Here is a 23,788-nt window from a genome sequence, read left to right as displayed (position 1 = left end):
CGAGCCTCATGTCCCACACCTCCAAACTCTCGCGCCGTCTGCGCGCCGCCTCGCTGCTGGCGCCGACCGCGCTCGCGCTGGCCTGCGGCGCCGCGTCGGCGAAGACGCTGGTCTATTGCTCCGAGGGCAGTCCCGAGAACTTCTATGCGGCGGTGAACACGACGGGCACCTCGTTCGACGCCACCACGCAGGTCTACAACAACCTCGTCGAGTTCGAGCGCGGCGGCACCAAGGTCGTCCCCGGCCTTGCCGAGAGCTGGACCATCTCGCCCGACGGCCTCGAATACACCTTCAAGCTGCGCAAGGGGGTCAAGTGGCACAACACCGCCAAGAGCTTCAAGCCCACGCGCGACTTCAACGCCGACGACGTGATCTTCATGGTGGAGCGCCAGTGGAAGGAAGACGACCCCTACTACAGGGTCACGAGCCCGAACCACTCCTACTTCAACGACATGGGCATGCCCAAGCTGCTGAAGGCCGTCGAGCGTGTCGACGACTACACCGTGAAGTTCGTGCTCAACAAGCCCGAAGCGCCCTTCCTCTCCAACCTCGCGATGCCCTACGCCGGCATCCAGTCGAAGGAGTACGCCATCGCGATGCTCAAGGCCGGCACGCCCGAGAAGATCGACCAGGACCCGATCGGCACCGGGCCGTTCTATCTCGTGCAGTACCAGAAGGACGCGATCATCCGCTTCAAGGCCTTCCCGCAGTACTGGGGCGGCAAGGCGAAGATCGATGACCTCGTGTTCGCCATCACGCCCGATGCCTCGGTGCGCTGGGCCAAGCTGCAGAAGGGCGAATGCCACGTCATGCCCTACCCGAACCCGGCCGATCTCGACGCGATCCGCAAGGACCCGAACGTGACGGTGCTGGAGCAGCCGGGCCTCAACGTCGGTTATCTCGCCTACAACACGCAGAAGAAGCCCTTCGACGACGTGCGCGTGCGCAAGGCGCTCAACATGGCGATCAACAAGAAGGCGATCATCGACGGCGTCTACCTGAGCACGGGCGTCGCGGCGAAGAATCCGATCCCGCCGACGATCTGGTCGTACAACGATGCGATCAAGGACGACGCCTACGACCCCGAAGCCGCGAAGAAGCTGCTCGCGCAGGCCGGCTATCCCGACGGCTTCACCACCGACCTGTGGGCCATGCCGGTGCAGCGTCCCTACAACCCGAACGCCAAGCGCATCGCCGAGCTGATGCAGGCCGACCTCGCGAAGATCGGCGTCAAGGCCGAGATCAAGTCCTTCGAATGGGGCGAATACCGCAAGCGCATGCAGAACGGCGAGCACCAGATGGGCATGCTCGGATGGACCGGCGACAACGGCGACCCGGACAACTTCCTCTACACGCTGCTGGGCTGCGCGTCGGCGCAGACGAACGGCGGCAACGTGGCGAAGTTCTGCTACCAGCCGTACGAGGACCTGGTGCTGAAGGCCAAGACCGTGACCAAGCAGGCCGACCGCGACGCGCTCTACAAGAAGGCCCAGGTCATCTTCAAGGAACAGGCGCCCTGGTACACCATCGCGCATGCGGTGCAGATCGGCCCGGTGCGCAGGGAAGTCATCGACTACAAGCTCAGCCCCTTCGCCCGCCACACTTTCTATGGCGTCGATATCAAGCAGTCGCAGTGATCCTCTGATGGCGGACTCGCCGCCGCGACCGATCGCGATCGTCTCGGCGATGCACGAGGAGCTGGGTGCATTGCTCGCGCAGATGCCGGACGAACAGCGCATCCAGGTCGGCGGACGCGACTTCTGGGTCGGGCACCTGCAGGGCCAGCTCATCGTCGCGGTGCTGTCGCGCATCGGCAAGGTGGCGGCGGCGACGACCGCGGCGGTGCTGCTGGAGCGCTTCGGCGCACGAGCGATCGTGTTCACCGGGGTCGCCGGAGGATTGGCGCCGGGCGTGGAAGTGGGCGACGTGGTGGTCGCGACCAAGCTGCTTCAGCACGACCTCGACGCCTCGCCGATCTTTCCGAAATACGAGGTGCCGCTGACTGGCCATGCGCGCTTCGCGGCCGACACGGAGATCAGCGACGCGCTGGCCACCGTGGCCGCCGACGTGCTGTCCGATCCGGTGACGCTGCTCGGCGAGAAGGTGGCCGACGACTTTGCGCTCGCGGCACCGAAGGTCCATCGAGGCCTCCTGATCAGCGGCGATCGCTTCGTCTCGACCCTCGCCGAAAGCGAAGCGCTGCGCCTCGCCTTGCCCGATGCCTTGGCGGTGGAAATGGAGGGCGCGGCGGTCGCGCAGGTGTGCCACGACTTCGGCGTGCCCTTCGCGGCGGTGCGGACCATCTCCGATCGCGCCGACGACGCAGCGCACGGCGACTTCACGCGCTTCGTCGCGTCGGTCGCGAGCCGCTACAGCCTCGCCCTCGTCAGCGCCTGGCTCGCGACTCTCTCGCAGGAATAAAAATCAGGCCCATCCGAGCCACGCTGTTCCAGTGCACCCGCGGAACCGGCTTTGCCGGGCCGCCGGGTAGGCCTTGCAGGCCGCGCCGGGCCAGTGGCCCGGCCCTTCGCCAGCCGCAAAAGGTCCACCGGACCTTTTGTGTGCGGGCTCAGCCCCCTCGAGGGGGGAGGCGGCTACACGAAGTGAGCAAGCAACGGGGGTGGGCTATTTCAGCCAGCCCCTTCGGCGGAAGTACCACATCGGCACCAGCGCGCTCGCGACCATCAGGGCGATCGCGAACTCGTAGCCGAAGCTCCACTCGAGTTCCGGCATGAACTTGAAGTTCATGCCGTAGACGCTGGCGATCAGCGTCGGCGGCAAAAGCGCCACGCTCGCGACCGAGAAGATCTTGATGGTCTTGTTCTGGTTGATGTTGATGAAACCGACGGTCGCATCCATCAGGAAGTTGATCTTGTCGAAGAGGAAGGCCGTGTGGTTGTCCAGCGATTCGATGTCGCGCAGGATCTGCCGCGCCTCTTCGAACTGCTCGGCATTGAGCATGCGGCTGCGCATCATGAAGCTCACTGCGCGGCGGGTGTCCATCACGTTGCGGCGGATGCGGCCGTTCAGGTCTTCCTGCCGGGCGATCAGGCCGAGCACCTCGCCGGCCAATTCGTCGCTGACGTTGCCCGACAGCACCTTCTTGCCGGCGTTCTCGAGTTCGTCATAGATGTTCTCGAGCGTGTCGGCCGAGTACTCGGCGTCGGCGTCGAAGAGCTTGAGCAGCACTTCCTTCGCGTCCTCGATCAAGCCCGGCGCACGGCGCGCGCGCATGCGCACGAGGCGGAACACCGGCACGTCCTCGTCGTGGATCGAGAACAGCACGCCGCGGCTGCGCAGCTCGATGTTGTGCTGGTTGAGGATGAAGGCGACGCGGACGGAACGCGGGTTCTCGGCGTCGTCGATCAGGAAGTCGCTGCGGATGTGGAGCTCGCCGTTGTCTTCCTCATAGAAGCGCGCGGACTCCTCGATGTCCTCGTCCATCGCGTCCTCGGGGATGGACAGGCCGTAATACTGCTTGATCCAGCGCTTTTCCTCCAGGGTCGGCGATTCGAGATCGACCCAGATCGGCTGGAACTTGGACAGCTCCTCCAGCGCCTCGATCTCTTCCTGGACGAGGCGGCCATTGGCGAGCGTGAAGATGTTGAGCATGGCTCACTCCCTTGGAAAGTCTGGCGGTATGGCGAGTGGGTGGGGCGCTTTCAATCCCCCTCGCCGCAGGGGCGTCAGAAGGGGAGTGAAAGCTGCCGAGACGGGACGATTTCCATCGAAAAGCTCCGGTTTTGCAGCGAGGCGCGATTATGTCATCGGGTCGTGACCACGGTCGTGCTGAATCTGGATAAACATCCAGTACAGTTGCGCTCGATGCCGAGCGTTGCGACCCCTCTCCTGAACAGCCCCGAAGAGCGGCTCGGCGAAGCGCTCGCCCAGCTCAACGACGCGCAGCGTGCGGCCGTGCAGCATGGGCGGGACGCGGCCGTCGGCGACGCCGCGCAGGACGAGCGGCCCCTGCTCGTGATCGCCGGCGCCGGTTCGGGCAAGACCAGCACGCTGGCGCACCGGGTGGCGCACCTGATCGCCCGTGGCGCCGATCCGCAGCGCTTGCTCCTCCTGACCTTCTCGCGCCGCGCCGCGCAGGAAATGGAACGCCGCGCCGGCCAGGTGCTGGTGCGCGTGCTCGGGCTGCCGTCCCAATCCCCGCCGGCGCTGCCGTGGGCCGGCACCTTCCATGGCGTGGGCGCGCGCCTCTTGCGCGAGTACGCGGCGCAGATCGGCCTTGACGAGAACTTCACCATCCACGACCGCGGCGACGCCGAGGACCTGATGGGCCTGGTGCGCAACGACCTGGGGCTTTCGACTTCCACCCGGCGCTTTCCGCTGAAGGGCACCTGCGTCTCGATCTATTCGCGCACCGTCAACACGCGGGCTCCGCTCGCGGACGTGCTCAAGCAGGCGTTCCCGTGGTGCGCCGAATGGGAGGCCGAACTCAAGCGGCTCTTCGGCGCCTACGTCGAGGCCAAGCAGCAACAGCATGTGCTCGATTACGACGACCTGCTGCTGTACTGGGCCGAAATGATGGCCGAGCCCACCTTGGCGCGGCAGCTCGGCGAGCGCTTCGACCACGTGCTGGTGGACGAGTACCAGGACACCAACCTGCTCCAGGCCGCCATCCTGCGTGCGCTCAAGCCCGACGGACGCGGCGTCACGGTGGTGGGCGACGATGCGCAATCGATCTACTCGTTTCGCGGCGCAACGGTGCGGAACATCCTCGATTTTCCTGAGCACTTCAGCCAGCCGGCGCGCATCGTCACGCTCGAGCGCAACTACCGTTCGACGCAGCCGATCCTCGATGTGTCGAACGCCGTGATCGCCGCCGCCGCGGAACGGCACGCCAAGACGCTCTGGACCGACAAGCCGTCCGCCGGCCGGTCGCAACTGGTGCTGGTGGCGGACGAGGCGGCGCAGGCGACGTGGGTGGCCGACCGCGTGCTCGCGCACCGCGAGGGCGGGCTTGCGCTCAAGTCGCAGGCCGTGCTGTTCCGGACGTCCACGCACAGTGCGGCGCTGGAGCTGGAGCTGGCCCGGCGCAACATCCCGTTCGTCAAGTACGGCGGGCTCAAGTTCCTCGAGGCGGCCCACGTCAAGGACCTGCTCGCGGTGCTGCGCTTTGCACAGAACCCGCGCGGGCGCATGGCCGGGTTCCGGGTCACCCAGCTGATCCCGGGCATCGGTCCGGTCACGTCCACACGGCTGCTCGATGCCATGGACACCGCGGCCGATCCGGGCGAGGTGGTGCGCTCTTTCGTGCCGCCTTCGCAGGCGCAGGCCGAATGGGCGCGCTTCGCTGACGCCTATGGCGCGCTGCGCCAGCCTGCGCTCTCGTGGCCCGCCGACATGGAGATCGCGCTCGCGTGGTACCTGCCGCATCTGGAGCGGCTCTACGACGACTCGGGCGTGCGGCGCGGCGACGTCGAGCAGCTCGCGCGGCTGGCGGCCGGCTACGCATCGCGCGAGCGTTTTCTCACCGAGCTGACGCTCGACCCGCCCGAAGCCACCAGCGACCGGCCCGGCCCGCCGCTGCTCGACGAGGACTACCTGATCCTTTCCACCATCCATTCCGCCAAGGGGCAGGAGTGGACCTCGGTGCACGTCCTGAACGTCGTCGACGGCTGCATACCCGCCGATGTGGCGCAGGGCGCGCAGGAGCTCGAGGAAGAGCGGCGGCTGCTGTACGTGGCCATGACGCGGGCGCGCGACCACCTGCATCTGCTGGTGCCGCAGCGCTTCTACGTGACGCAGCAGGCGGCGCGCGGCGACCGGCATCTGTACGCGGGCCGTACGCGCTTCATCACGGCGGCCGACGCACAGCGCTTCGATCAGCAGACCTGGCCGCCCCCGCCGCCGCGCGCGCCGCACGTGCCACCGCCCGCCGCCACGATCGATCTCCTGAGCCGCATGCGCGCCGCCTGGCGGTGACGCAGGGGCGCGCGGCCCTTCGCTCGGCGTGGTCGTGTTTCCCCCGTCTTGACACCTCGGACGTCGTTCCGGATGAGCTGCAATCGCCTGCGCCGTCGAGCTCTTCCGCTATCGATTTCATAGCGATTTCATGCCATGAACTAGACCTGGATCAAGCATATGTGGCGAAGGGATTGCAATTCGATGACAGCGTGGGCATAGTGAACCGACCTTCCCGCATTTGCTTCCCTTCCCCCTCTTCTCTCTCTCTCTTCTCTCCCCCAACCCTTGAATTTCCCCCCCGGTCGCGTCTCCCAACCAGAGACGAGGCCTTTTTTCCAAACCGTCAATTCCAGGAGGTCATTCATGAATTTGACGATCAGCGGTCACCACCTCGACGTCACCCCCGCGCTGGACAACTACGTTAGGAGCAAGCTGAGCCGGATCAACCGCCACTTCGATCAAGTCGTCGATGTGAAGGTGATCCTCACGGTGGAAAAGCAAAAGGAAAAGGAACGCCGGCAACGTGCCGAATGCAATATTCACGTCAAGGGCAATGACATGTTCGCGGAAGCGAGCCACGCTGATCTCTACGCTGCCGTCGACGAACTGGTCGACAAGCTCGACAGGCAGGTCGTGCGCCACAAGGATCGCCTGCAGGACCACCACCACGCGGCGCCCAAGCGCGTGATGTAAGTCCCCTCGGGCAAATACTCTTGCGGGCCGCTTTCGAGCGGCCCTTTGCTTTTTGCGGGGTGGGTGCATAATCGCCCCCGCCCCGCATCAACATGAACCGACTCGCGTCCATCCTGCCACCCGCTCAAGTGCTTGTGAGCGTCGACGCCACCAGCAAGAAGCGTGCTTTTGAAGAAGCCGGCCTGCTGTTCGAAAACCTGCATGGCCTCGGCCGCGCCCTCATCACCGACAGCCTTTTCGCGCGCGAGCGCCTGGGCTCCACCGGTCTGGGCCACGGCGTTGCCATCCCGCACGGCCGCATCAAGGGTCTCAAGTCGCCGATGGCGGCCGTGTTCCAGCTCGCGAACCCGATCGGCTTCGACGCGCCGGACGAGCAACCCGTGGTCCTGCTCATCTTTCTGCTCGTGCCCGAAGCGGCCACGCAGAAACATCTTGAAATACTTTCGGAGATTGCCGAACTGCTGAGCGATGCGAACCTGCGCGAGCAGATCAAGTCGAGCACGGATGCGGCGGCGCTGCACGCGCTGATCGCCGGCTGGCAATCCGCCCAGGTCGCCTGAAGCAGTGCTGCCCCGCCGGCTCGCCGCTTCGCCGACCGTGCCTCTCCTGAAACCGGCACCTTCGCGGGCAAGGCCCGGCCGGGCGTGCGCCGCCGGCCGTTGGGGCCTGTTCACGCTATTTCCGGGCGACCTCGGAAATAGCGTGAACAGGTCCTAGTGGCCCATACTTCTCCGCCATCATGAAGCCCACCGTCATCAGCGCCGACGCCATGTTCGAGGAGTTCCGCGGGTCGCTCCGCTGGGAATGGCTGGCCGGTTTGGGCGCGTCCGAGCGCCAGTTCGACCCCGACGTCATCAGCCGCGCCCAGTCGGCGGCGGACCTCGTCGGCTACCTCAACTACATCCACCCGTACCGGGTCCAGATCCTCGGCGCCCGCGAGGTCGCCTATCTCACGCGCGGCACGCACGAGGACTGCGTCCGGCGCATCGCCCGCATCGTCACGCTGGAGCCGCCGATGCTGGTGCTGGCCGACGGCCAGCCGGCGCCAGACGAACTGCTTTCGATCTGCGAGCGGGCCCAGCTGCCGCTTTTTGCCACACGCGAGTCCTCGGCCTTCGTGATCGACGTGTTGCGTGCGTACCTGTCGAAACACTTCGCCGAGCGCACCTCGATGCACGGGGTGTTCATGGACATTCTCGGGCTCGGCGTGATGATCACCGGCGAATCGGGCCTCGGGAAGAGCGAGCTCGGCCTCGAACTGATCTCGCGCGGCAACGGCCTGGTCGCCGACGACGCGGTCGACCTCTACCGCATCAACCAGACCACGCTGGAAGGACGCTGCCCCGAACTGCTGCAGAACCTGCTCGAGGTCCGCGGCATCGGCCTCCTGGACATCCGCGCGATCTTCGGCGAGACCGCCGTGCGCCGGAAGATGCGGCTGAAGCTCATCGTGCACCTGGTGCGGCGCGACAGCTTCGAGCGCGACTACGAGCGCATGCCCTCGGCGCCGCTCACCCAGGACGTGCTCGGCATCCCGGTGCGCAAGGTGATCATCCAGGTGGTCGCCGGACGCAACATCGCGGTGCTGGTGGAGGCGGCGGTGCGCAACTCGATCCTGCAGTTGCGCGGCATCGACACCTATGCCGATTTCGTCGCCCGCCACCACAAGGCGATGGAGAGCGCGCGCGACGACGACTGACGGCGCGGCCGAAGTCCGGCCGGCGCCGCTTTTTTCCCCGATTGGGTCAAGGCAGAGTCAATCGCGGCTTGACGGCACCTCCCCGGCGGCTAGCCTTGCGCTTTTCGCAGGGAGAGAATTCATGCGCACTGCGCTCGCACCGCCGGCGACCACGCCGGCGGCCGCCCACCATGACATGGGCGGCGTCATCCACAGGTACCGTCGTCCGGTCTTCTTCTACGTTCTGGCGACGGGCATTCCCTGGGCCTTCTGGTTCGCCGCCGCATACCTGAGTCACCTGACACCGACCCGCCCGTCATTGGGCGTGGCAGTGGGGGTTCTCGGCGTGGCCGGGCTGTTCGCGCCGGCCTGGATCGCCTTCCGGCTGATCTGGCCCGATCCGGCGTTGCGCGCGGACCTGGGGCGGCGGCTCGTCGGCATCCGGGGCGTTCGGCTGGTCTACCTGTTCCTGGCCTGTTTCCTGATGCCAGTGAGCATTCTCCTGGCGCAAGCCATCTCGCTGCTGTTCGGCTACAGCGCGGACCAGTTCGCCTTCGCCGGCAAGACCTCGTTCTCGGCCGGCATCTTTCCCGGCTGGTTCCTGCTTCTCGTGGCGCCGCTGGCCGAGGAACTGGCCTGGCACTCCTATGGCACCGACAGCCTGCGGCAGCGCATGAACCTCCTGGCCGCCTCGCTGCTGTTCGCGGTCTTCTGGGCCTTCTGGCACATGCCGCTGTCATTCATCAAGGACTACTACCACAGCAACGTGGCGGAGATGGGCTTGCTCCACAGCCTGAACTTCGCCTTCAGCATCGTCCCCTTCGTGATCCTGATGAACTGGCTGTACTACAAGTGCCATCGCAGCATCGGGGTCGCCGTCGTTTTTCACATCACGGCGGGTGTCTTCAACGAGATGTTTGCCACGCACCCGGACAGCAAGCTCATCCAGACGGCCTTGCTGACGGTGCTGTCCGTGGGGCTGGTCGTCACGGACCGGGGCTTTTTCCTGCGGCGCGACGCTTCCTAGCGTTTGCTGACGCAGTCGCCGCACAGGCCGTACAGCGACATGGCATGGTCCTGGAGGATCCAGCCCTTGTCCTTCGCGATCATCTGCTGGCGACGCTCGATCTCGGAGTCGTAGAACTCCTCGACCTTGCCGCAAGACGTGCAGATGAGGTGGTCGTGGTGCTTGCCCTCGTTGAGCTCGTAGACGGCCTTGCCGCTCTCGAAATGGCTGCGTTCGAGAATCCCGGCTTGTTCGAATTGGGTGAGGACGCGGTAGACCGTGGCCAGCCCGATGTCGGAGTGGTCGTTGAGCAGCACGCGGAACACGTCTTCGGCCGTCATGTGGCGCTGACCGCCGTTTTGGAAGATCTCCAGGATCTTGAGGCGCGGCAGCGTGGCCTTCAGGCCCGTGTTCTTCAGTTCTTCGATATTGCTCATGGGTCGTCCCTGCGGCCGGTCGGGGAAAAGGGCTCCAGAGGGCCAACCGCTACAATGATTTGATCATATCGTCCAACCCCTTTCCCATGCCTGCCATTCCCCAACGCCGTCACTGGCTGCTTGCCGCCGCCATCGCGGCGAGCCTGGGCCTCGGCGCTTGCAGCAGTGTCGGCAACACCACCCGCAGCGCGCTCTACGCGGTCACGCCCTACAAGATCGAAGTGGTCCAGGGCAACTTCGTGTCCAAGGAACAAGTCGAGGCGCTCAAGCCCGGCATGACGCGCCAGCAGGTGCGCGAGGTCCTCGGCACCTCGCTCTTGACCGATGTCTTCCATTCGAACCGCTGGGATTACGTCTTCACGATCCGGCGCCAGGGTGTGGAGCCGCAGCAGCGCCGGCTGACGCTGTACTTCAACGGCGACCTGCTCGACCGCTTCGAGGGCGACCCGATGCCGAGCGAGGAAGAATTCGTCGCCACGCTCGACACCCGCCGTCGCAGCGGCAAGGTGCCGACGCTCGAAGCATCGGAAGACCAGCTCAAGAAGTTCGATCCCAAGGACAGCGACAAGGCCAAGGACAAGGACAAACCGTCCGACAGCGATCCCGCTGCGGCGACCGCGCCGCTGCCGGCTGCGTATCCTCCGCTCGAATCGCGCTGATGAGCGCACGCCGGACCGGCGGCCGGCGTGGCCCCTTCCCGAATCTGCATTTCCGAGGTCGAGACTCGTGACTGCCAAACCCACTTCCTCCTCTTCCCTCCGCCGCGTCGCCGTTGCCGGTGCTTCCGGGCGCATGGGCCACATGCTGATCGAGGCCGTGCGGCAATCCGGGGATTGCCAACTGGCCGGCGCGCTCGACGTCGCCGGCAGCAGCGCGATCGGCACCGATGCCTCCGCGTTCCTGGGCGCTCCGAGCGGCGTTCCGATCGTTTCCGATCTGCGCGAGGGCCTCAGGAACGCGCAGGTCCTGATCGACTTCACGCGTCCCGAAGGCACGATGGCGCACCTCGCCGCCTGCCGTGAAATGGGCGTGCAGCTCGTGATCGGCACGACCGGCCTCAGCGACGCGCAAAAGGCGGAGATCGCCGCGGCCGCGAAGGACATCGCGATCATGTTGGCGCCCAACATGAGCGTCGGCGTCAACGTGACCCTGAAGCTGCTCGAAATGGCCGCCAAGGCGATGTCGACCGGCTATGACATCGAGATCATCGAAGCGCACCATCGCCACAAGGTCGATGCGCCCTCGGGCACCGCGCTGAAGATGGGCGAGGTGATCGCCGATGCGCTCGGCCGCGACCTCAAGCAATGCGCGGTGTACGGCCGCGAAGGCGTGACCGGCGAACGCGATCCCTCGACCATCGGCTTCGCGACCATCCGCGGCGGCGACATCGTGGGCGACCACACCGTGCTGTTCGCCGGCACCGGCGAGCGCATCGAGATCTCGCACAAGTCTTCCAACCGCGCCGGCTATGCACAGGGCAGCCTGCGCGCCGTGCGCTTCCTGGCCGACCAGCGCGCGGGCCTGTTCGACATGTTCGACGTCCTGAAACTGCGCTGATCGCCGGCATGAGCGCCACATGAGCGTGATTGAGCTGCTTGCGCACGGCGACGGCGTCAGCCGCTCGGTGGCGGTCCTCCTGCTTCTCATGTCCGTGGCGAGCTGGGTCGTGATCCTCTGGAAGGCCTGGCTGCTGCGCGGCGGCACGCGCGACGTGGTGCGCAGCATCGCGGCCTTCTGGCAGTCGCCGTCGCTCGGCGAGGCCGAATCCAGTCTCAAGTCCTTCGATCGCGCCGAGTTGGTGCTGCCGGCGGTGAGCGCGGTCCGCCATCTCGCCGTGGAAGTGGACGGCGGCACGCTCGGCGGCGCGGTGAATCGCGCGCAGCGCGTGACGCGGGTGCTGCGCGATGCGCTGCACGCGGCCCTGCGGCGCCTGCAATCCGGCCAGATCCTTCTGGCGACGGTGGGTGCGACGGCGCCCTTCGTCGGCCTGCTGGGCACCGTCTGGGGCATCTACCGCGCGCTAGTGGGCATCGCGGGCGAAACCGGCGGCTTCACGATCGACAAGGTCGCCGGCCCGGTCGGCGAGGCGCTGATCATGACCGCCTTCGGCCTCGCGGTCGCGATTCCGGCCGTGCTGGCCTACAACGTGTTCGGGCGCGTCGTCGGCCGCATCGAGGCCGAGCTCGAGGGCTTCGCTCACGACCTGCTCGGCATGCTGGGCGAGCCGGCGCCGCGCGAAACGCCGCCGCCTCCGGCTCGGCCGATGCCGGTCTGAACCATGGCCTTCGGTCGCACCTCGCTCGGCAGCACGCCCACCGGCGGACGCTCGATCGGCGCGGGCGGCCAGCGGCCGCTGTCGGACATCAACGTCACGCCGCTGGTGGACGTGATGCTGGTGCTGCTGGTGATCTTCATCATCACCGCGCCGCTGATGGCGAGCTCGATCAAGCTCGACCTGCCGCGCACCGACGCGGGCAAGCCCAACGAGACGCCGAAGTTCGTGAGCCTCGTCGTCGATGCCTCGGGCAAGGTGTTCCTCAACGAGCAGCCGGTCTCGAACGATGCGCTCGCCGCCGGACTCGCCAGGGCCGCCGCCGACAGCCGCGACACCGAGGTTCAGCTGCGCGCCGACCAGACCGTGCCTTACGGCAAGGTGGTCGAGCTGATGGGCATCGCGAACAAGGCGGGGCTGAGCCGCATCGGTTTCGTCACCGAAGGCCGGCGCACGGAAAGCCCGACCAAGTAGCGATTCAGCTCAGCTGCACTGGCTTGGTGTGCCATATCTGGTGTGCGTACTCGGCGATCGTCCGGTCCGATGAAAACGCGCCCATCCCCGCCACATTGAGGATCGCCATCCGTGTCCACGCATCCGGATCGCGGTAGAGCGCATCGACACGGCCCTGCGCCTCGATGTAGCTCGCATAGTCGGCCAGCAGCAGGTAGTGGTCGCCCCAGCTCACCAGCGCATCGAAGATCTCGTGATAGCGCGCCGGCTCGGTGGGCGAGAACATGCCGTCGCGGATGCTGTCGAGCACGCGCTGCAGTTCCGGATTGGCTTCATAGAAGTCGCGCGGCTGGTAGCCGCTCGCGCGGATGGCGGCCACCTGCGGCGTCGTGTTGCCGAAGATGAAGAAGTTGTCCGCACCGACGTTCTCGCGCATCTCGACATTGGCGCCGTCGAGCGTGCCGATGGTCAGCGCACCGTTGAGCGCGAACTTCATGTTGCCGGTGCCCGAAGCCTCGGTGCCGGCCGTTGAAATCTGCTCCGACAGGTCGGCCGCCGGCATGATCATCTCGGCCAGGGTCACGCTGTAGTTGGGGATGAACACCACCTTCAGCAGGCGGCCGACCCGCTCGTCGTTGTTGATCGTATGCGCCACGTCGTTGATGAGCCGGACCACCAGCTTGGCCATGTGATACGCCGACGCCGCCTTGCCCGCGAACACCACCACCCGCGGCACGTGCTTGGCCTCGGGCGCGTCGATGATGCGGTGGTAGCGCGCGATGACATGCAGCACGTTGAGCAGCTGCCGCTTGTACTCGTGGATGCGCTTGACCTGGACGTCGAACATCGCGTCGGTGTCGAGGTCGATGCGCAGATGCTCGTCGATCCAGTTCGCGAGCCGCAGCTTGTTCTCGCGCTTGGCATGACGGAAGGCGCGCACGAAGGCCGGCTGCTGCGCCATCGGCCGCAGCGCTTCGAGTTGCTTGAGGTCGCGGCGCCAGCCGCGGCCGATGCGCGTATCGAGCAGCGTCGCCAGGGGAGGATTCGCCTGCGCCAGCCAGCGCCGCGGCGTGACGCCGTTGGTCTTGTTGTTGAAGCGCTCGGGGAACAGCTTGGCGAAGTCGGCGAAGATCGACTGCTTCATCAGCTCGGAGTGCAGCCCCGAGACGCCGTTGACCGAATGGCTCGCGAGCACCGCCACGTAGGCCATGCGCACGCGCCGCTCGCCGGACTCGTCGATGAGCGACAGCCGGCGCATCAGCTCGACGTCGTGGCCGTGCGCCTGCGTCACGCGCGCGAGAAAGCGCGCGTTGATGTCGAACAGGATCTGCAGGTGGCGCGGCAGCACGCGGCCGAACATCTCCACCGGCCAGGTTTCCAGCGCCTCGTGCATCAGCGTGTGATTGGTGTAGCTGAACACCTTCTGCGTGTGGCCCCAGGCCACGTCCCACGGCAGGTCGTGCTCGTCGATCAAGAGGCGCATCAGCTCCGGCACCGCGAGCACCGGGTGCGTGTCGTTGAGGTGGATGCTGACCTGGTCCGGCAGGTCGTCGAAGTTGGTGTGGTTGCGCAGGTAGCGGCGCAGCAGGTCCTGCACGCTGGCGCTGACGAAGAAGTACTCCTGGTGCAGCCGCAGCTCGCGGCCCGAGGGCGTGGAGTCGTCGGGGTAGAGCACGCGCGAGACGTTCTCCGAGTGGTTCTTGCTTTCCACCGCCTCCATGTAGTTGCCGCGGTTGAAGGCCGAGAGATCGATTTCCTCCGTCGCGCGCGCCGACCACAGGCGCAGCGTGTTGGTGGCCTGCGTGCCGTAGCCGGGGATGATGGTGTCGTAGGCCACGGCCAGCACGTCGTGCGTGTCGACCCATCTGGCCGCGCCGCCTTCGCCGCGCTGCACATGGCCGCCGAAGCGCACGCGATAGGTCACCTCGGGCCGCTGGAACTCCCACGGGTTGCCGCGCGTGAGCCAGTAGTCGGGCGTCTCGATCTGCTGGCCGTCGACGATGCGCTGGCGGAACATGCCGTATTCGTAGCGGATGCCGTAGCCGATGCCGGGCACGCCGAGCGTCGCCATCGAATCGAGAAAACACGCGGCGAGCCGCCCGAGGCCGCCGTTTCCGAGGGCCGCATCGGGCTCGCGCTCGGCGATCGCCTGGATATCCACGCCGAAATCGGCCAGCGCCTGCTTCACCGTGCCTTGCAGCTCCAGCGCCAGCAGCGCATTGGTGAAGGTGCGGCCGATCAGGAACTCCATCGACAGGTAGTAGACGCGCTTCAGGCGCTGCGCGTAGATCTGGCGCGTGGTGGTCATCCAGCGCTCGACGATCTGGTCGCGCACCGCGAGCGCGGTCGCATGCAGCCAGTCGTCCTGGCTCGCGGCGACCGGATCCTTGCCGACCGCGTAGATGAGCTTGTTGGCGACCGCGCGCTTGAAGGCGGCGACGTCGCGATCGGGATGGTCGTACGTGAAGTCTTCGATGGTCATGGTGGGGCCGTGTGGTTTCGCCGGCGTGGGTTCAGCCCATCGCCTCGGCGTAGACATCGAGATAGCGTGCGGCGGCGGTGCCCCAGTCGGCGGGGCGGCTCATCGCATGGGCGCGTACCGCCCGCCAGTCGGCGCGGCGCCGGTAGAGCGCGAAGGCGCGGCGCACCGCGCGGGCGTAGCCGGCGGTGTCGAAGGCATCGAAGGCGAAGCCGGTGGCATCGCCGCTTGCCATGTCTTCGAGGGTGGCATCGACCACCGTGTCCGCGAGTCCGCCGACGCGATGCACCAGCGGCAGGCTGCCGTACTTGAGGCCATACATCTGCGTCAGCCCGCAGGGCTCGAACAGCGACGGCACCAGTGTCACGTCGCCACCGGCGAACAGGCGGTGCGCGAGCGCTTCGCTGTAGCCCAGCGTGACGCTGACCGAGCGGGGCGCGTCGGTGGCGCGCTGGCGGAACGCGTCTTCGAGCTCGGCATCGCCGCTGCCGAGCAGCGCGAGCTGGCCGCCCTGCGCGAGCAACGCATCCAGCCCTTCAAGCACGAGGTGCAGGCCCTTCTGCTCGGTGAGCCGGCTCACCACGACGAAGAGCGGTGCATCGGGCAGCGGCGCCAGGCCCAGCGCTTCCTGCAGTGCGGCCTTGCAGCGCGCCTTGCCGGTCATGCGCCGGCTGTCAAAGCGATGTGGGATCAGCGTGTCGATCGCCGGATTCCAGACCTGGTCGTCGACCGCGTTGAGGATGCCGCTGAGCACGTGCGAGCGGCTGCGCAGCAGGCCATCCAATCCGAAGCCCTGCTCCGGCGTCTGGACCTCGTGCGCGTAGGTCGGACTCACCGTCGTGAGGCGGTCGGCGAAGCACAGGCCGCCTTTCATGAACGACAACTGGCCGTGGAACTCGAGCCCGTTGACGCTGAAGGCAGCCGGCGGCAATCCCAGTTCGGAGAAGTGCCATGGCGCAAAGAGTCCCTGGTACGCCAGGTTGTGCACCGTGAACACGCTGCCCACGCGCGGTCGGCCGTCGGGTTGCGCAAAAGCCAGATAGGTCGGTGCGAGCCCGGCATGCCAGTCGTGGGCATGGACGATCTCGGGCCGCCAGTGCGGATCGAGGTCGCGCGCCAGTTGGGCCGCGGCCCAGCCCAGCAAGGCGAAGCGCCGGTGGTTGTCGCCGTAGGGCTGGCGGCTCGGGTCCTCGTAGGGGTTGCCGGGCCGGTCGTAGAGCCAGGGCGCGTCGATCACATAGGCCGGAAGGGCCGGTGCGCCGTCGATCGGGATGCGGCCGAGCCGCAGGCGCACCTGCTCGCCCCAGGGCGCGGCGAATTCCGCCACCGGCCGTGAATCGACGACACCGGCGACGATCGCCGGAAATCCCGGAAGGAGCACGCGCGCGTCCTGCCCGGCGGCCAGCAGCGCGAGCGGCAGCGCGCCCGCGACGTCGGCCAGCCCTCCGGTCTTCAGCAGGGGAAAGAGTTCGGCGCTGACCTGGAGAATCCGCATGCGCCCTTACTGGGGATAGCCGAGGCGCTTGAGCATCTCGCGCGTGATGAGCACCACGCCGCCCTCGGTGCGCTCGAAGCGAGCGGCGTCGGCCGCGGGGTCTTCGCCAACCACGGTGTCCTCGGGGAGGATGCAGGCGCGGTCGATGACGACCTTGTTGAGCCGGCAGCGCTGGCCGATCTGCACGTCGGGCAACAGCACCGCCTCGTTGATCGTGCAGAAGGAGTGCACCCGCACGCCCGAGAACAGCACCGAGCTGCTCACCTTCGAGCCCGAGACGATGCAGCCGCCGGAGACGATGGTGTTGACGGTCATGCCGTGCTTGCCCTCGCGGTCGAGCACGAACTTGGCGGGCGGAAGCTGCCGCTGGTAGGTCCAGATGGGCCAGTCGGTGTCATAGATGTCCAGCTCGGGTGTGATCGACGCCAGGTCCAGGTTGGCTGCCCAGAATGCATCAATCGTGCCCACGTCGCGCCAGTAGGCCTTGGCGTCGCCGCCGCGCTGCGCGCGGGTCACGCACGACATGCCGAAAGGATGCGCCACCGCGCGGCCTTCGGCCACGGCGCGGGGGATGATGTCCTTGCCGAAATCATGGTCCGAGTCGGGGTCGGTGCTGTCCTCCTCGAGCATGCGGTAGAGGTACTCGGCATCGAAGATGTAGATGCCCATGCTCGCGAGCGCCACCTCGGGCTTGCCGGGCATTGCGGGCGGGTCGGCAGGCTTTTCGAGGAACGCGGTGATGTTGCGGTCCTTGTCCACCGCCATCACGCCGAAGGCCGTCGCCTCCATGCGCGGAACCTCGATGCAGCCGACCGTGCAGCCGCGGCCGTGCGCGACGTGGTCGGTGAGCGTGATCGAGTAGTCCATCTTGTAGACGTGGTCCCCGGCCAGCACCACCACGTAATCATGCGGCGTCGATCGTGTCCGGAAGATGTCGAGGTTCTGATAGACCGCGTCGGCGGTGCCGCGGTACCAGTGCTCGTCGCCCACGCGCTGCTGCGCGGGCAGCACGTCGACCATCTCGTTGAGCTCGGCGCGCAGGAAGCTCCAGCCGCGCTGCAGGTGGCGCATCAGGGAATGCGACTTGTACTGCGTGACCACCGCCATGCGCCGGATGCCCGAGTTGAGGCAGTTCGACAGCGCGAAATCGATGATGCGGAACTTGCCGCCGAAGTACACCGCCGGCTTGGCACGCCGGTCCGTGAGCTGCTTGAGCCGGGACCCCCGGCCGCCGGCCAGCACCAGCGCGATGGTGCGGCGAACGAGTTGATGGGCCTGCAGGTTCGGTTGCTCGATGTCGTTCATCTGTTGCCTCCGTTTGTTTTTTCCCGGTGATTCCAGCCTAGCATCCCTGCGAACGCTTGGCTTCTATGTTTTTGCGACCCAGAGACTGCCCGGTGCGAGCGTCACGCTCCGGCCGAGCGGCAATGCCCCGGCGGCGTCCTCATCGCTTGCAAGCTGGCGCACCCACGGGCCTCCATCCAGATGGAAGCTGACCTCGTCGGCCTCTGCATTGACGAGCACGAGCCAGCTCGATGCGGGTGCCGGGGCGTCGAACAGGATCGCCAGCGCGTGGCGGTCGCGACGTTCCCAGTCCGCGGGGGCCATCGCCCGGCCTTCCGGGGTGCGCCAATGCAGCGTCGTGGTTTCGGGCATGGCATGGGCGGGCCACCACTCTGCGCTGCGAAGCGGCGCGGCCTCGCGGCGCAGCGTCAGCAGGCGCGATACGTAGTCGGCAAGGCCGGCGTCGGCGCGGTCCCAGTGCAGCCACGTCGTCTCGTTGTCCTGGCAGTAGGCGTTGTTGTTGCCGCGTTGCGTGTGGCCGAGTTCGTCGCCTGCCAGCAGCATCGGCGTGCCCTGCGAGAGCAGCAGTACCGCCAGCAGCACGCGGCTGAGCCGCTTGCGCTCGGCAAGCACCAGCGGGTCGTCCGTCTCGCCCTCCACGCCGCAGTTGCGGCTCAGGTTGTGCGCGTGGCCGTCGCGGTTGTTCTCGCCATTGGCGAGGTTGTGGCGCGCGTTGTAGCTCAGCAGGTCGTGCAGGGTGAAGCCGTCGTGGGCGGTGATGAAGTTGACGCTCGCGGTGGGCGATCGGCCGTCGTGCCTGAAGGCATCGCTCGAGGCGGTGAAGCGCTGCGCGAATTCGCCGAGCAAGGCGCTGCGGTGCAGCCAGAAGCCGCGCTGGGTGTCGCGGAAGCGGTCGTTCCATTCGAGCCAGCCCGGCGGGAACTGGCCGAGGCAATAGCCGCCGGGCCCGATGTCCCAGGGCTCCGCGACGAGGAGCGTGCGGGCGAGGATCGGGTCCTGCGCGGCCGCGGCGAGGAACGGGGCGCGCGGGTCGAAGTCGCCATCCTCGCGGCGCTCCAGGATCGGCGCCAGATCGAATCGGAATCCGTCGACGCCGAGTTGCGTGACCCAATGGCGCAGCGCGTCCATCACCAGCTGCACCACCCGCGGCTCCGAGAGGTGGAGGCAATTGCCGCAGCCGGTCCAGTTCTGGTAGAGCGCCCGATCATGGGGGCGAAGGTGGTAGTAGAGCGGGTTGTCGATGCCGCGCAGGCTCAGCGTGGGGCCGAGTTCGTCGGTTTCGGCGCTGTGGTTGAAGACCACGTCGACCACCACTTCCATGCCGCGCGCGTGGATCGCATCGGCCATCGCGCGGAACTCGCTCGCCGGCGATGTTCCGGGGCGCCCGCTCCAGTAGCGGGCTTCGGGCGCGAACCAGCCGATCGGGCTGTAGCCCCAGTAGTTGCTGAGGCCGAGCTTGAACAGCCGCTCCTCGTCCGCGCGGAACTGCACCGGCATGAGGTTCAGCGTGGTGACGCCGAGCCGCTCCAGATGGTCGAGCACCGCCGGCTCTGCGAGCCCCGCATAGGTGCCGCGCAGTTCGGGCGGAACCCGGGGGTGCAACTGCGTCTGGCCGCGGACGTGGAGTTCGTAGATGACGCGGTCGCCGTCGGCGACGCGGGGCCCGGGGGTGGCGGGCGGCAAGGGGTCGACGACGCGGGCCTTCAGGGCCATCGCCCCGTTGTCGCGTGCGTCGCGCCGTGTGGGATCGGCCGGATCATGCCCGAGGAAGATGTCTTCACCCGCGTAGCGGCCCACCACCTCGCGCGCATAGGGATCGAGCAGTACCTTGGCCGGGTTGAAGCGCAGGCCCTCGTGCGGCGACCACGGCCCGTGGACGCGCCAGCCGTAGACCAGCCCCGGGCGCGCCTGCGGCAGCAGCGCGTGCCAGACGCCGTTGGTCCGGGCGGTCACTTTCAGGCGCTGCTGTTCGTGCCGTCCGCTCGCATCGAAGAGGCACAGCTCCACCAGCGTCGCGCGCGGCGCCGCCAGCGCGAAGTTGACGCCGTGCGGGCCCGGCGTCGCGCCGAGCGGATAGGGGATGCCCGGATGCAAGTCCGTCACGCCAGCACCCACATCAAGGTGCAGAGCGCGGGCAGCGTCATCGTCATCGACTGCGGCCTCCCATGCCAGGGCATCGCCTGGGTTTCGATGACGCCATTGCAAAGGCCGCTGCCACCGTAGACCTGGTTGTCGGTGTTGATGATCTCGCGGTACTTGCCGGCAAGCGGCATGCCCAGCCGCAAGCCGTGCCGGACCATCGGCGTGAAGTTGCACACCGCGACCACGAAGCTGCCGTCGCCGGCACGCCGCATGAAGGCGAACACCGACTGGTCCGCGTCGTCATGGCAGATCCACTCGAAGCCCTGCGCTTCGCAGTCCAGTTCGTGCAGCGCGGGGAAATGGCGATAGACGTTGTTCAGGTCGCGCACCAGCCGCCGGATGCCCTGGTGCGAGGGCTGCTCCAGCAGATGCCAGTCGAGGCTGCGGTCCGCGCTCCATTCGGCCCACTGCGCGAACTCGCCGCCCATGAACAGCAGCTTCTTGCCCGGATAGGCCCAGAGATAGCCGTAGAGGTTGCGCAGCCCGGCGAACTTCTGCCAGTGGTCGCCGGGCATGCGGCCGATCATCGAGCCCTTGCCGTGCACCACCTCGTCGTGCGAGAGCGGCAGCACGAAGTTCTCGCTGTGCGCGTACATCAGGCCGAAGGTGATCTGCCGGTGATGGTGCTTGCGGTAGACCGGGTCGATGGCGGCATAGCGCAGCGTGTCGTTCATCCAGCCCATGTTCCACTTGAAGTGAAAGCCCAGGCCCCCCTGCTCCGGCGGGCGCGTCACGCCGGGGAAGCTGGTCGATTCCTCGGCGATCGTGATCGCGCCGGGGCGCTCGACGCCGACGACGTGGTTCATGCGGCGCAGGAAGTCGATCGCCTCGAGGTTCTCGCGCCCGCCGTGCGCGTTGGCAATCCACTCGCCGGGCTGGCGGCTGTAGTCGCGATAGAGCATCGAGGCCACCGCATCGACCCGCAGCCCGTCGACGCCGTAGCGCTCCAGCCAGTACAGCGCATTGCCGACGAGGTAGTTGCGCACCTCGGTGCGGGCGTAGTTGAAGATCAGCGTCTGCCAGTCGTTGTGGAAGCCCTCGCGCGGATCGGCGTATTCGTAGAGCGCGCTGCCGTCGAACCGGGCCAGCCCGTGCGCATCGGCCGGGAAATGCGCGGGCACCCAGTCGAGGATCACGCCGAGCCCGGCGGCGTGCGCCGCCTCGACGAAGGCGCGGAAATCGCCGGGCGTGCCGAAGCGCGAGGTCGGCGCGTAGAGGCCGATCGGCTGGTAGCCCCACGATCCGTCGAAGGGGTGCTCGCTGATCGGCAGCAGCTCGATGTGGGTGAAGCCCATGTCGCGCGCATAGGGCACCAGCGTGTCGGCGAGCTCGCGGTAGTCGAGCCACTCGTGGCCGTTCTTGCGCCGCCACGAGCCCAGGTGCACCTCGTAGATGCTGATTGGGGCATGGCGCGTGTTGGCCTGCGCGCGGCCGGGCGCCACCTTGACCGGGGCCGGCAGGGGCTGCACCACGCAGGCGGTGTCGGGCCGCAGCCGCGCCGAGAAGCCGAAGGGGTCGGCCTTGCGGATCACGTGGCCCTCTGCCGAGAGGATCTCGAATTCGTAGCTGTCGCCCGGCGCGACGTGCGGCGCGAAGATTTCCCACACGCCGCACTCGCGGCGCAGCCGCATCATGTGGCGGCGGCCGTCCCATTGGTTGAAGTCGCCGACCACCGACACGCGCCGCGCGTTCGGCGCCCAGACCGCGAAGGCCACGCCGCGCACGCCGTCGATCTCGCGCAGGTGCGCGCCCAGTTGCTCGAAGGGCCGCAGGTGCGTGCCCTCGGCGAGCAGCCAGACGTCGGTGGCGCCCAGCACCAGCGGGAAGCGATAGGGGTCGTCGAGCCGCGAGGTGTGCGAACCCCAGTCGACGTGAAAGTGATAGCCGAGCCGCGCCTGGGAGGCAGGGACGAGCCCGGCGAACAGGTCGCTGTCGCCCTGGCGGTCGAGCTGCGCGAGCGGCCAGCCCGAGTCCGACTGCATGACCGTCACCGACCTCGCGCCCGGCAGCAGCGCGCGCACGCGCAGGCCTTCGTCCGTCTCGTGCGGGCCGAGCACGGCGAAGGGATCGCCATGTTCTGCGCGCATCAGGGAACGGACTTGGGCCTCAGGCAGCATCGAGCGGTACTCCGAAGAAGACGCCATAGGGCGGCAGCGTGAGCGTGCCGCCCTCGATGCGAGTGTCGGCGAAAGGGGCGCCTTCTGCCGGCGCGAGCGCTCGGGGCAGGGCGAGCGGCACCGGTTCGCCCCACAGGTTGAACACGCCGTGCAGCGAGGCGTCGCCCGAGTGGCGCTCTAGCCACAGCACCGTGTCCGGCACGCCGGGCGCGTCGATGAAGCGCATCCCGCCGGTTCGCAGCAGCGGCTGGCCGCGGCGCCAGCGCAGCAGCGCCCGGCTGAAGTTGAGCATCGAGGCCGGGTCGCCGGCCTGCCGGTCGATGGCCAGCGGCAGATGCATCTCCGAGACCGGCAGCCAGGGCGTTCCACTGGTGAAGCCGCCATGGTGGGCATCCGTCGCCCACGGGATCGGCGTGCGGGCGCCGTCGCGTCCCTTGAACTCGGGCCAGAAGGCGCGGCCGTAGGGGTCCTGCAGCAGCTCGAACGGCACCTCGGCTTCGGGCAGGCCGAGTTCCTCGCCCTGGTAGACGCTCGCGCTTCCGCGCAGCGAGAGCAGGAGCGAAAGCCAGAGCCGGTCGCGCCGGGTGTCCTCGATGCCGTTGCCGTTCCAGCGCGAGGCGACCCGCGGCACGTCGTGGTTCGAGACCGCCCAGCAGCCCCAGCCGTCGGTCTTCGCCAGGGCGCGATCGAGTGCTTCGACCTGTGTGCGCAGGTGCGAGGCGCTGTGCTCGCCGGTCAGCAGGCTGAAGCTGTAAGCCAGGTGCAGGCGCTTGCCGCGCTCGGTGTAGCGGGCCATCACCGGCGGCGCGTCCTCGTCGCCGACCTCGCCGAGGCCCACCGCGCCGTAGCTGTCGAGCAGCGCGCGCAGGCGCTCGAGGAAGCGCAGGTTCTCCGGCTGGCTCTTGTCGTGGAGGTGCTTTTGCATCGCGTAGGGGTTGTCGGCCCGCACGGTGCTCACCAGGCCGCCGTCGGCCGGCGGGTTGTCGCGCAATTGGGCGTCGTGGAACTGGTGGTTGCAGGCGTCGAAGCGGAAGCCGTCCACCCCGCGTTCGCACCAGAAGCGCACTTCCTCGAGCAAGGCCTCCTGCACCAGCGGGCAATGGAAGTTCAGGTCGGGCTGCTCGACCAGGAAGCTGTGCAGGTAGTACTGCCGACGCCGCGAATCCCACTGCCAGGCGGGCCCGCCGAACACCGAGAGCCAGTTGTTCGGCGGCGTGCCGTCGGGGCGCGGATCGGCCCAGACATACCAGTCGGCCAGCGGGTTGTCGCGGCTGGCGCGGCTGGCGGCGAACCAGGCGTGCTGGTCGGAGGTGTGGGAGAGCACCTGGTCGATGATGACCTTGATCCCGAGCGCATGGGCGCGGGCCAGCAGCGCGTCGAAGTCCGCGAGCGTGCCGAAGATCGGGTCGACCGCCCGGTAGTCGGCCACGTCGTAGCCGAAATCCTTCATCGGCGAGCGGAAGAAGGGCGACACCCAGATCGCATCCACGCCGAGCCCGGCGACGTGGTCGAGCCGGGCCGTGATGCCCGGCAGGTCGCCGATACCGTCGCCGTTGCTGTCCATGAAGCTGCGCGGGTAGATCTGGTAGATCACCGCCCCTCGCCACCAGTCCTTGTTGTCCATGCGGTTCCTCCCGGGCCGAAACTCATTGTTAAGCAAAAAGCCCGCCCCCCGCGCTTGCGCACCACTTGGGTGCCTCGAACGCGCGACCCCTCGGGAGAGGAGCCGAGCGGTACGACGGGGAAGGGTCGGGGGGTGATAATCACGATCCCCCGGCCGCCTGGCGCCGGG

At 67.5% G+C, this 23,788-nt stretch carries 19 protein-coding genes; 11 read left to right on the top strand and 8 right to left on the bottom strand.

The features are described 5' to 3' along the window. The first annotated feature begins 8 nt into the window (after window positions 1-8). Window positions 9-1,637 carry an ABC transporter substrate-binding protein gene (locus VAR608DRAFT_RS35365; RefSeq protein ID WP_088958297.1) on the top strand — a complete coding sequence of 543 codons (1,629 nt, stop codon included), beginning with the start codon at window positions 9-11 and terminating at the stop codon, window positions 1,635-1,637. Window positions 1,638-1,644: 7 nt separating this feature from the next. Continuing rightward, window positions 1,645-2,421, top strand: a complete 777-nt coding sequence (locus VAR608DRAFT_RS35360) for a 5'-methylthioadenosine/adenosylhomocysteine nucleosidase (RefSeq protein ID WP_088958296.1) — start codon at window positions 1,645-1,647, stop codon at window positions 2,419-2,421. 204 nt (window positions 2,422-2,625) lie between these two features. Here the strand turns inward: VAR608DRAFT_RS35360 and corA are convergent, their stop codons facing one another. Beyond that, window positions 2,626-3,612: a magnesium/cobalt transporter CorA gene (gene corA / locus VAR608DRAFT_RS35355; protein WP_088958295.1), complete on the bottom strand. Its 987-nt coding sequence runs from the start codon at window positions 3,610-3,612 to the stop codon at window positions 2,626-2,628. 213 nt (window positions 3,613-3,825) lie between these two features. On the opposite strand from corA, the gene VAR608DRAFT_RS35350 reads away from it, so the two are divergent. The 5 genes from VAR608DRAFT_RS35350 to VAR608DRAFT_RS35330 all read left to right on the top strand — a co-directional run bounded on the left by VAR608DRAFT_RS35350 (window position 3,826) and on the right by VAR608DRAFT_RS35330 (window position 9,317). Then, a complete protein-coding gene (locus tag VAR608DRAFT_RS35350; RefSeq protein ID WP_088958294.1) occupies window positions 3,826-5,937 on the top strand; it encodes an ATP-dependent helicase in 2,112 nt (703 codons plus the stop codon). A gap of 345 nt (window positions 5,938-6,282) precedes the next feature. Next, window positions 6,283-6,612: a ribosome hibernation-promoting factor, HPF/YfiA family gene (hpf, locus tag VAR608DRAFT_RS35345; RefSeq protein WP_088958293.1), complete on the top strand. Its 330-nt coding sequence runs from the start codon at window positions 6,283-6,285 to the stop codon at window positions 6,610-6,612. A 92-nt stretch (window positions 6,613-6,704) separates the two neighbouring features. After that, the gene (locus VAR608DRAFT_RS35340; protein ID WP_088958292.1) at window positions 6,705-7,172 is read left to right on the top strand and encodes a PTS sugar transporter subunit IIA; all 468 of its coding nucleotides are present in this window, start codon (window positions 6,705-6,707) and stop codon (window positions 7,170-7,172) included. Between the two features lie 179 nt (window positions 7,173-7,351). Then, window positions 7,352-8,311, top strand: coding sequence for an HPr(Ser) kinase/phosphatase (gene hprK, locus VAR608DRAFT_RS35335; protein ID WP_088958291.1), 960 nt, complete (start codon window positions 7,352-7,354; stop codon window positions 8,309-8,311). Window positions 8,312-8,432: 121 nt separating this feature from the next. Continuing rightward, window positions 8,433-9,317: a CPBP family intramembrane glutamic endopeptidase gene (locus VAR608DRAFT_RS35330; RefSeq protein WP_197700442.1), complete on the top strand. Its 885-nt coding sequence runs from the start codon at window positions 8,433-8,435 to the stop codon at window positions 9,315-9,317. On the opposite strand, the gene fur is transcribed toward VAR608DRAFT_RS35330, so the two are convergent. Then, window positions 9,314-9,733 carry a ferric iron uptake transcriptional regulator gene (gene fur, locus VAR608DRAFT_RS35325; RefSeq protein ID WP_088958290.1) on the bottom strand — a complete coding sequence of 140 codons (420 nt, stop codon included), beginning with the start codon at window positions 9,731-9,733 and terminating at the stop codon, window positions 9,314-9,316. The two genes, VAR608DRAFT_RS35330 and fur, sit on opposite strands and share 4 nt — an antisense overlap. Before the next feature lie 86 nt (window positions 9,734-9,819). On the opposite strand from fur, the gene VAR608DRAFT_RS35320 reads away from it, so the two are divergent. The 4 genes from VAR608DRAFT_RS35320 (at window position 9,820) to VAR608DRAFT_RS35305 (ending at window position 12,479) form a co-directional block, all read left to right on the top strand. Beyond that, window positions 9,820-10,392, top strand: coding sequence for an outer membrane protein assembly factor BamE (locus VAR608DRAFT_RS35320; RefSeq protein WP_088958289.1), 573 nt, complete (start codon window positions 9,820-9,822; stop codon window positions 10,390-10,392). Between the two features lie 67 nt (window positions 10,393-10,459). Then, entirely contained in the window at window positions 10,460-11,290 is an 831-nt protein-coding gene (gene dapB, locus VAR608DRAFT_RS35315; RefSeq protein ID WP_088958288.1) for a 4-hydroxy-tetrahydrodipicolinate reductase, read from the top strand. Window positions 11,291-11,309: 19 nt separating this feature from the next. Beyond that, window positions 11,310-12,008, top strand: a complete 699-nt coding sequence (locus VAR608DRAFT_RS35310; protein WP_088958287.1) for a MotA/TolQ/ExbB proton channel family protein — start codon at window positions 11,310-11,312, stop codon at window positions 12,006-12,008. A gap of 3 nt (window positions 12,009-12,011) precedes the next feature. Further along, entirely contained in the window at window positions 12,012-12,479 is a 468-nt protein-coding gene (locus tag VAR608DRAFT_RS35305) for an ExbD/TolR family protein (RefSeq protein ID WP_088958286.1), read from the top strand. Between the two features lie 4 nt (window positions 12,480-12,483). Here VAR608DRAFT_RS35305 and VAR608DRAFT_RS35300 read toward each other — a convergent pair whose 3' ends face one another. From VAR608DRAFT_RS35300 to VAR608DRAFT_RS35275, 6 genes are all read right to left on the bottom strand, one after another. Then, window positions 12,484-14,940 (bottom strand): glycogen/starch/alpha-glucan phosphorylase, encoded by a 2,457-nt coding sequence (locus VAR608DRAFT_RS35300; protein WP_088958285.1) that lies wholly within the window; start codon window positions 14,938-14,940, stop codon window positions 12,484-12,486. Window positions 14,941-14,971: 31 nt separating this feature from the next. Next, window positions 14,972-16,432, bottom strand: coding sequence for a glycogen synthase GlgA (gene glgA / locus VAR608DRAFT_RS35295; protein ID WP_088958284.1), 1,461 nt, complete (start codon window positions 16,430-16,432; stop codon window positions 14,972-14,974). Between the two features lie 6 nt (window positions 16,433-16,438). Continuing rightward, entirely contained in the window at window positions 16,439-17,737 is a 1,299-nt protein-coding gene (gene glgC / locus VAR608DRAFT_RS35290) for a glucose-1-phosphate adenylyltransferase (protein ID WP_088958283.1), read from the bottom strand. Window positions 17,738-17,800: 63 nt separating this feature from the next. After that, on the bottom strand, window positions 17,801-19,840 hold the full coding sequence (gene glgX, locus VAR608DRAFT_RS35285) for a glycogen debranching protein GlgX (protein ID WP_172843942.1): 2,040 nt from the start codon (window positions 19,838-19,840) through the stop codon (window positions 17,801-17,803). Continuing rightward, window positions 19,837-21,996, bottom strand: a complete 2,160-nt coding sequence (glgB, locus tag VAR608DRAFT_RS35280) for a 1,4-alpha-glucan branching protein GlgB (protein WP_088958282.1) — start codon at window positions 21,994-21,996, stop codon at window positions 19,837-19,839. The genes glgX and glgB overlap by 4 nt, the downstream gene beginning before the upstream one ends. Continuing rightward, on the bottom strand, window positions 21,986-23,620 hold the full coding sequence (locus tag VAR608DRAFT_RS35275; RefSeq protein ID WP_088958281.1) for an alpha-glucosidase: 1,635 nt from the start codon (window positions 23,618-23,620) through the stop codon (window positions 21,986-21,988). Before VAR608DRAFT_RS35275 ends, glgB begins: the two co-directional genes overlap by 11 nt. Window positions 23,621-23,788: the final 168 nt, after the last annotated feature.

The organism is Variovorax sp. HW608 (genome assembly GCF_900090195.1).
Classification (GTDB): Bacteria; Pseudomonadota; Gammaproteobacteria; order Burkholderiales; family Burkholderiaceae_C; genus Variovorax.
This window is presented reverse-complemented; position numbering and strand designations above follow the sequence as displayed.

Bases quoted from the DNA above. Each gene is read 5' to 3' on its own strand.
- VAR608DRAFT_RS35365 (WP_088958297.1), top strand. From the start codon at position 9: ATGTCCCACACCTCCAAACTCTCGCGCCGTCTGCGCGCCGCCTCGCTG.
- VAR608DRAFT_RS35360 (WP_088958296.1), top strand. From the start codon at position 1,645: ATGGCGGACTCGCCGCCGCGACCGATCGCGATCGTCTCGGCGATGCAC.
- corA (WP_088958295.1), bottom strand. From the start codon at position 3,612: ATGCTCAACATCTTCACGCTCGCCAATGGCCGCCTCGTCCAGGAAGAG.
- VAR608DRAFT_RS35350 (WP_088958294.1), top strand. From the start codon at position 3,826: ATGCCGAGCGTTGCGACCCCTCTCCTGAACAGCCCCGAAGAGCGGCTC.
- hpf (WP_088958293.1), top strand. From the start codon at position 6,283: ATGAATTTGACGATCAGCGGTCACCACCTCGACGTCACCCCCGCGCTG.
- VAR608DRAFT_RS35340 (WP_088958292.1), top strand. From the start codon at position 6,705: ATGAACCGACTCGCGTCCATCCTGCCACCCGCTCAAGTGCTTGTGAGC.
- hprK (WP_088958291.1), top strand. From the start codon at position 7,352: ATGAAGCCCACCGTCATCAGCGCCGACGCCATGTTCGAGGAGTTCCGC.
- VAR608DRAFT_RS35330 (WP_197700442.1), top strand. From the start codon at position 8,433: ATGCGCACTGCGCTCGCACCGCCGGCGACCACGCCGGCGGCCGCCCAC.
- fur (WP_088958290.1), bottom strand. From the start codon at position 9,733: ATGAGCAATATCGAAGAACTGAAGAACACGGGCCTGAAGGCCACGCTG.
- VAR608DRAFT_RS35320 (WP_088958289.1), top strand. From the start codon at position 9,820: ATGCCTGCCATTCCCCAACGCCGTCACTGGCTGCTTGCCGCCGCCATC.
- VAR608DRAFT_RS35310 (WP_088958287.1), top strand. From the start codon at position 11,310: ATGAGCGTGATTGAGCTGCTTGCGCACGGCGACGGCGTCAGCCGCTCG.
- VAR608DRAFT_RS35305 (WP_088958286.1), top strand. From the start codon at position 12,012: ATGGCCTTCGGTCGCACCTCGCTCGGCAGCACGCCCACCGGCGGACGC.
- VAR608DRAFT_RS35300 (WP_088958285.1), bottom strand. From the start codon at position 14,940: ATGACCATCGAAGACTTCACGTACGACCATCCCGATCGCGACGTCGCC.
- glgA (WP_088958284.1), bottom strand. From the start codon at position 16,432: ATGCGGATTCTCCAGGTCAGCGCCGAACTCTTTCCCCTGCTGAAGACC.
- glgC (WP_088958283.1), bottom strand. From the start codon at position 17,737: ATGAACGACATCGAGCAACCGAACCTGCAGGCCCATCAACTCGTTCGC.
- glgB (WP_088958282.1), bottom strand. From the start codon at position 21,996: ATGCTGCCTGAGGCCCAAGTCCGTTCCCTGATGCGCGCAGAACATGGC.
- VAR608DRAFT_RS35275 (WP_088958281.1), bottom strand. From the start codon at position 23,620: ATGGACAACAAGGACTGGTGGCGAGGGGCGGTGATCTACCAGATCTAC.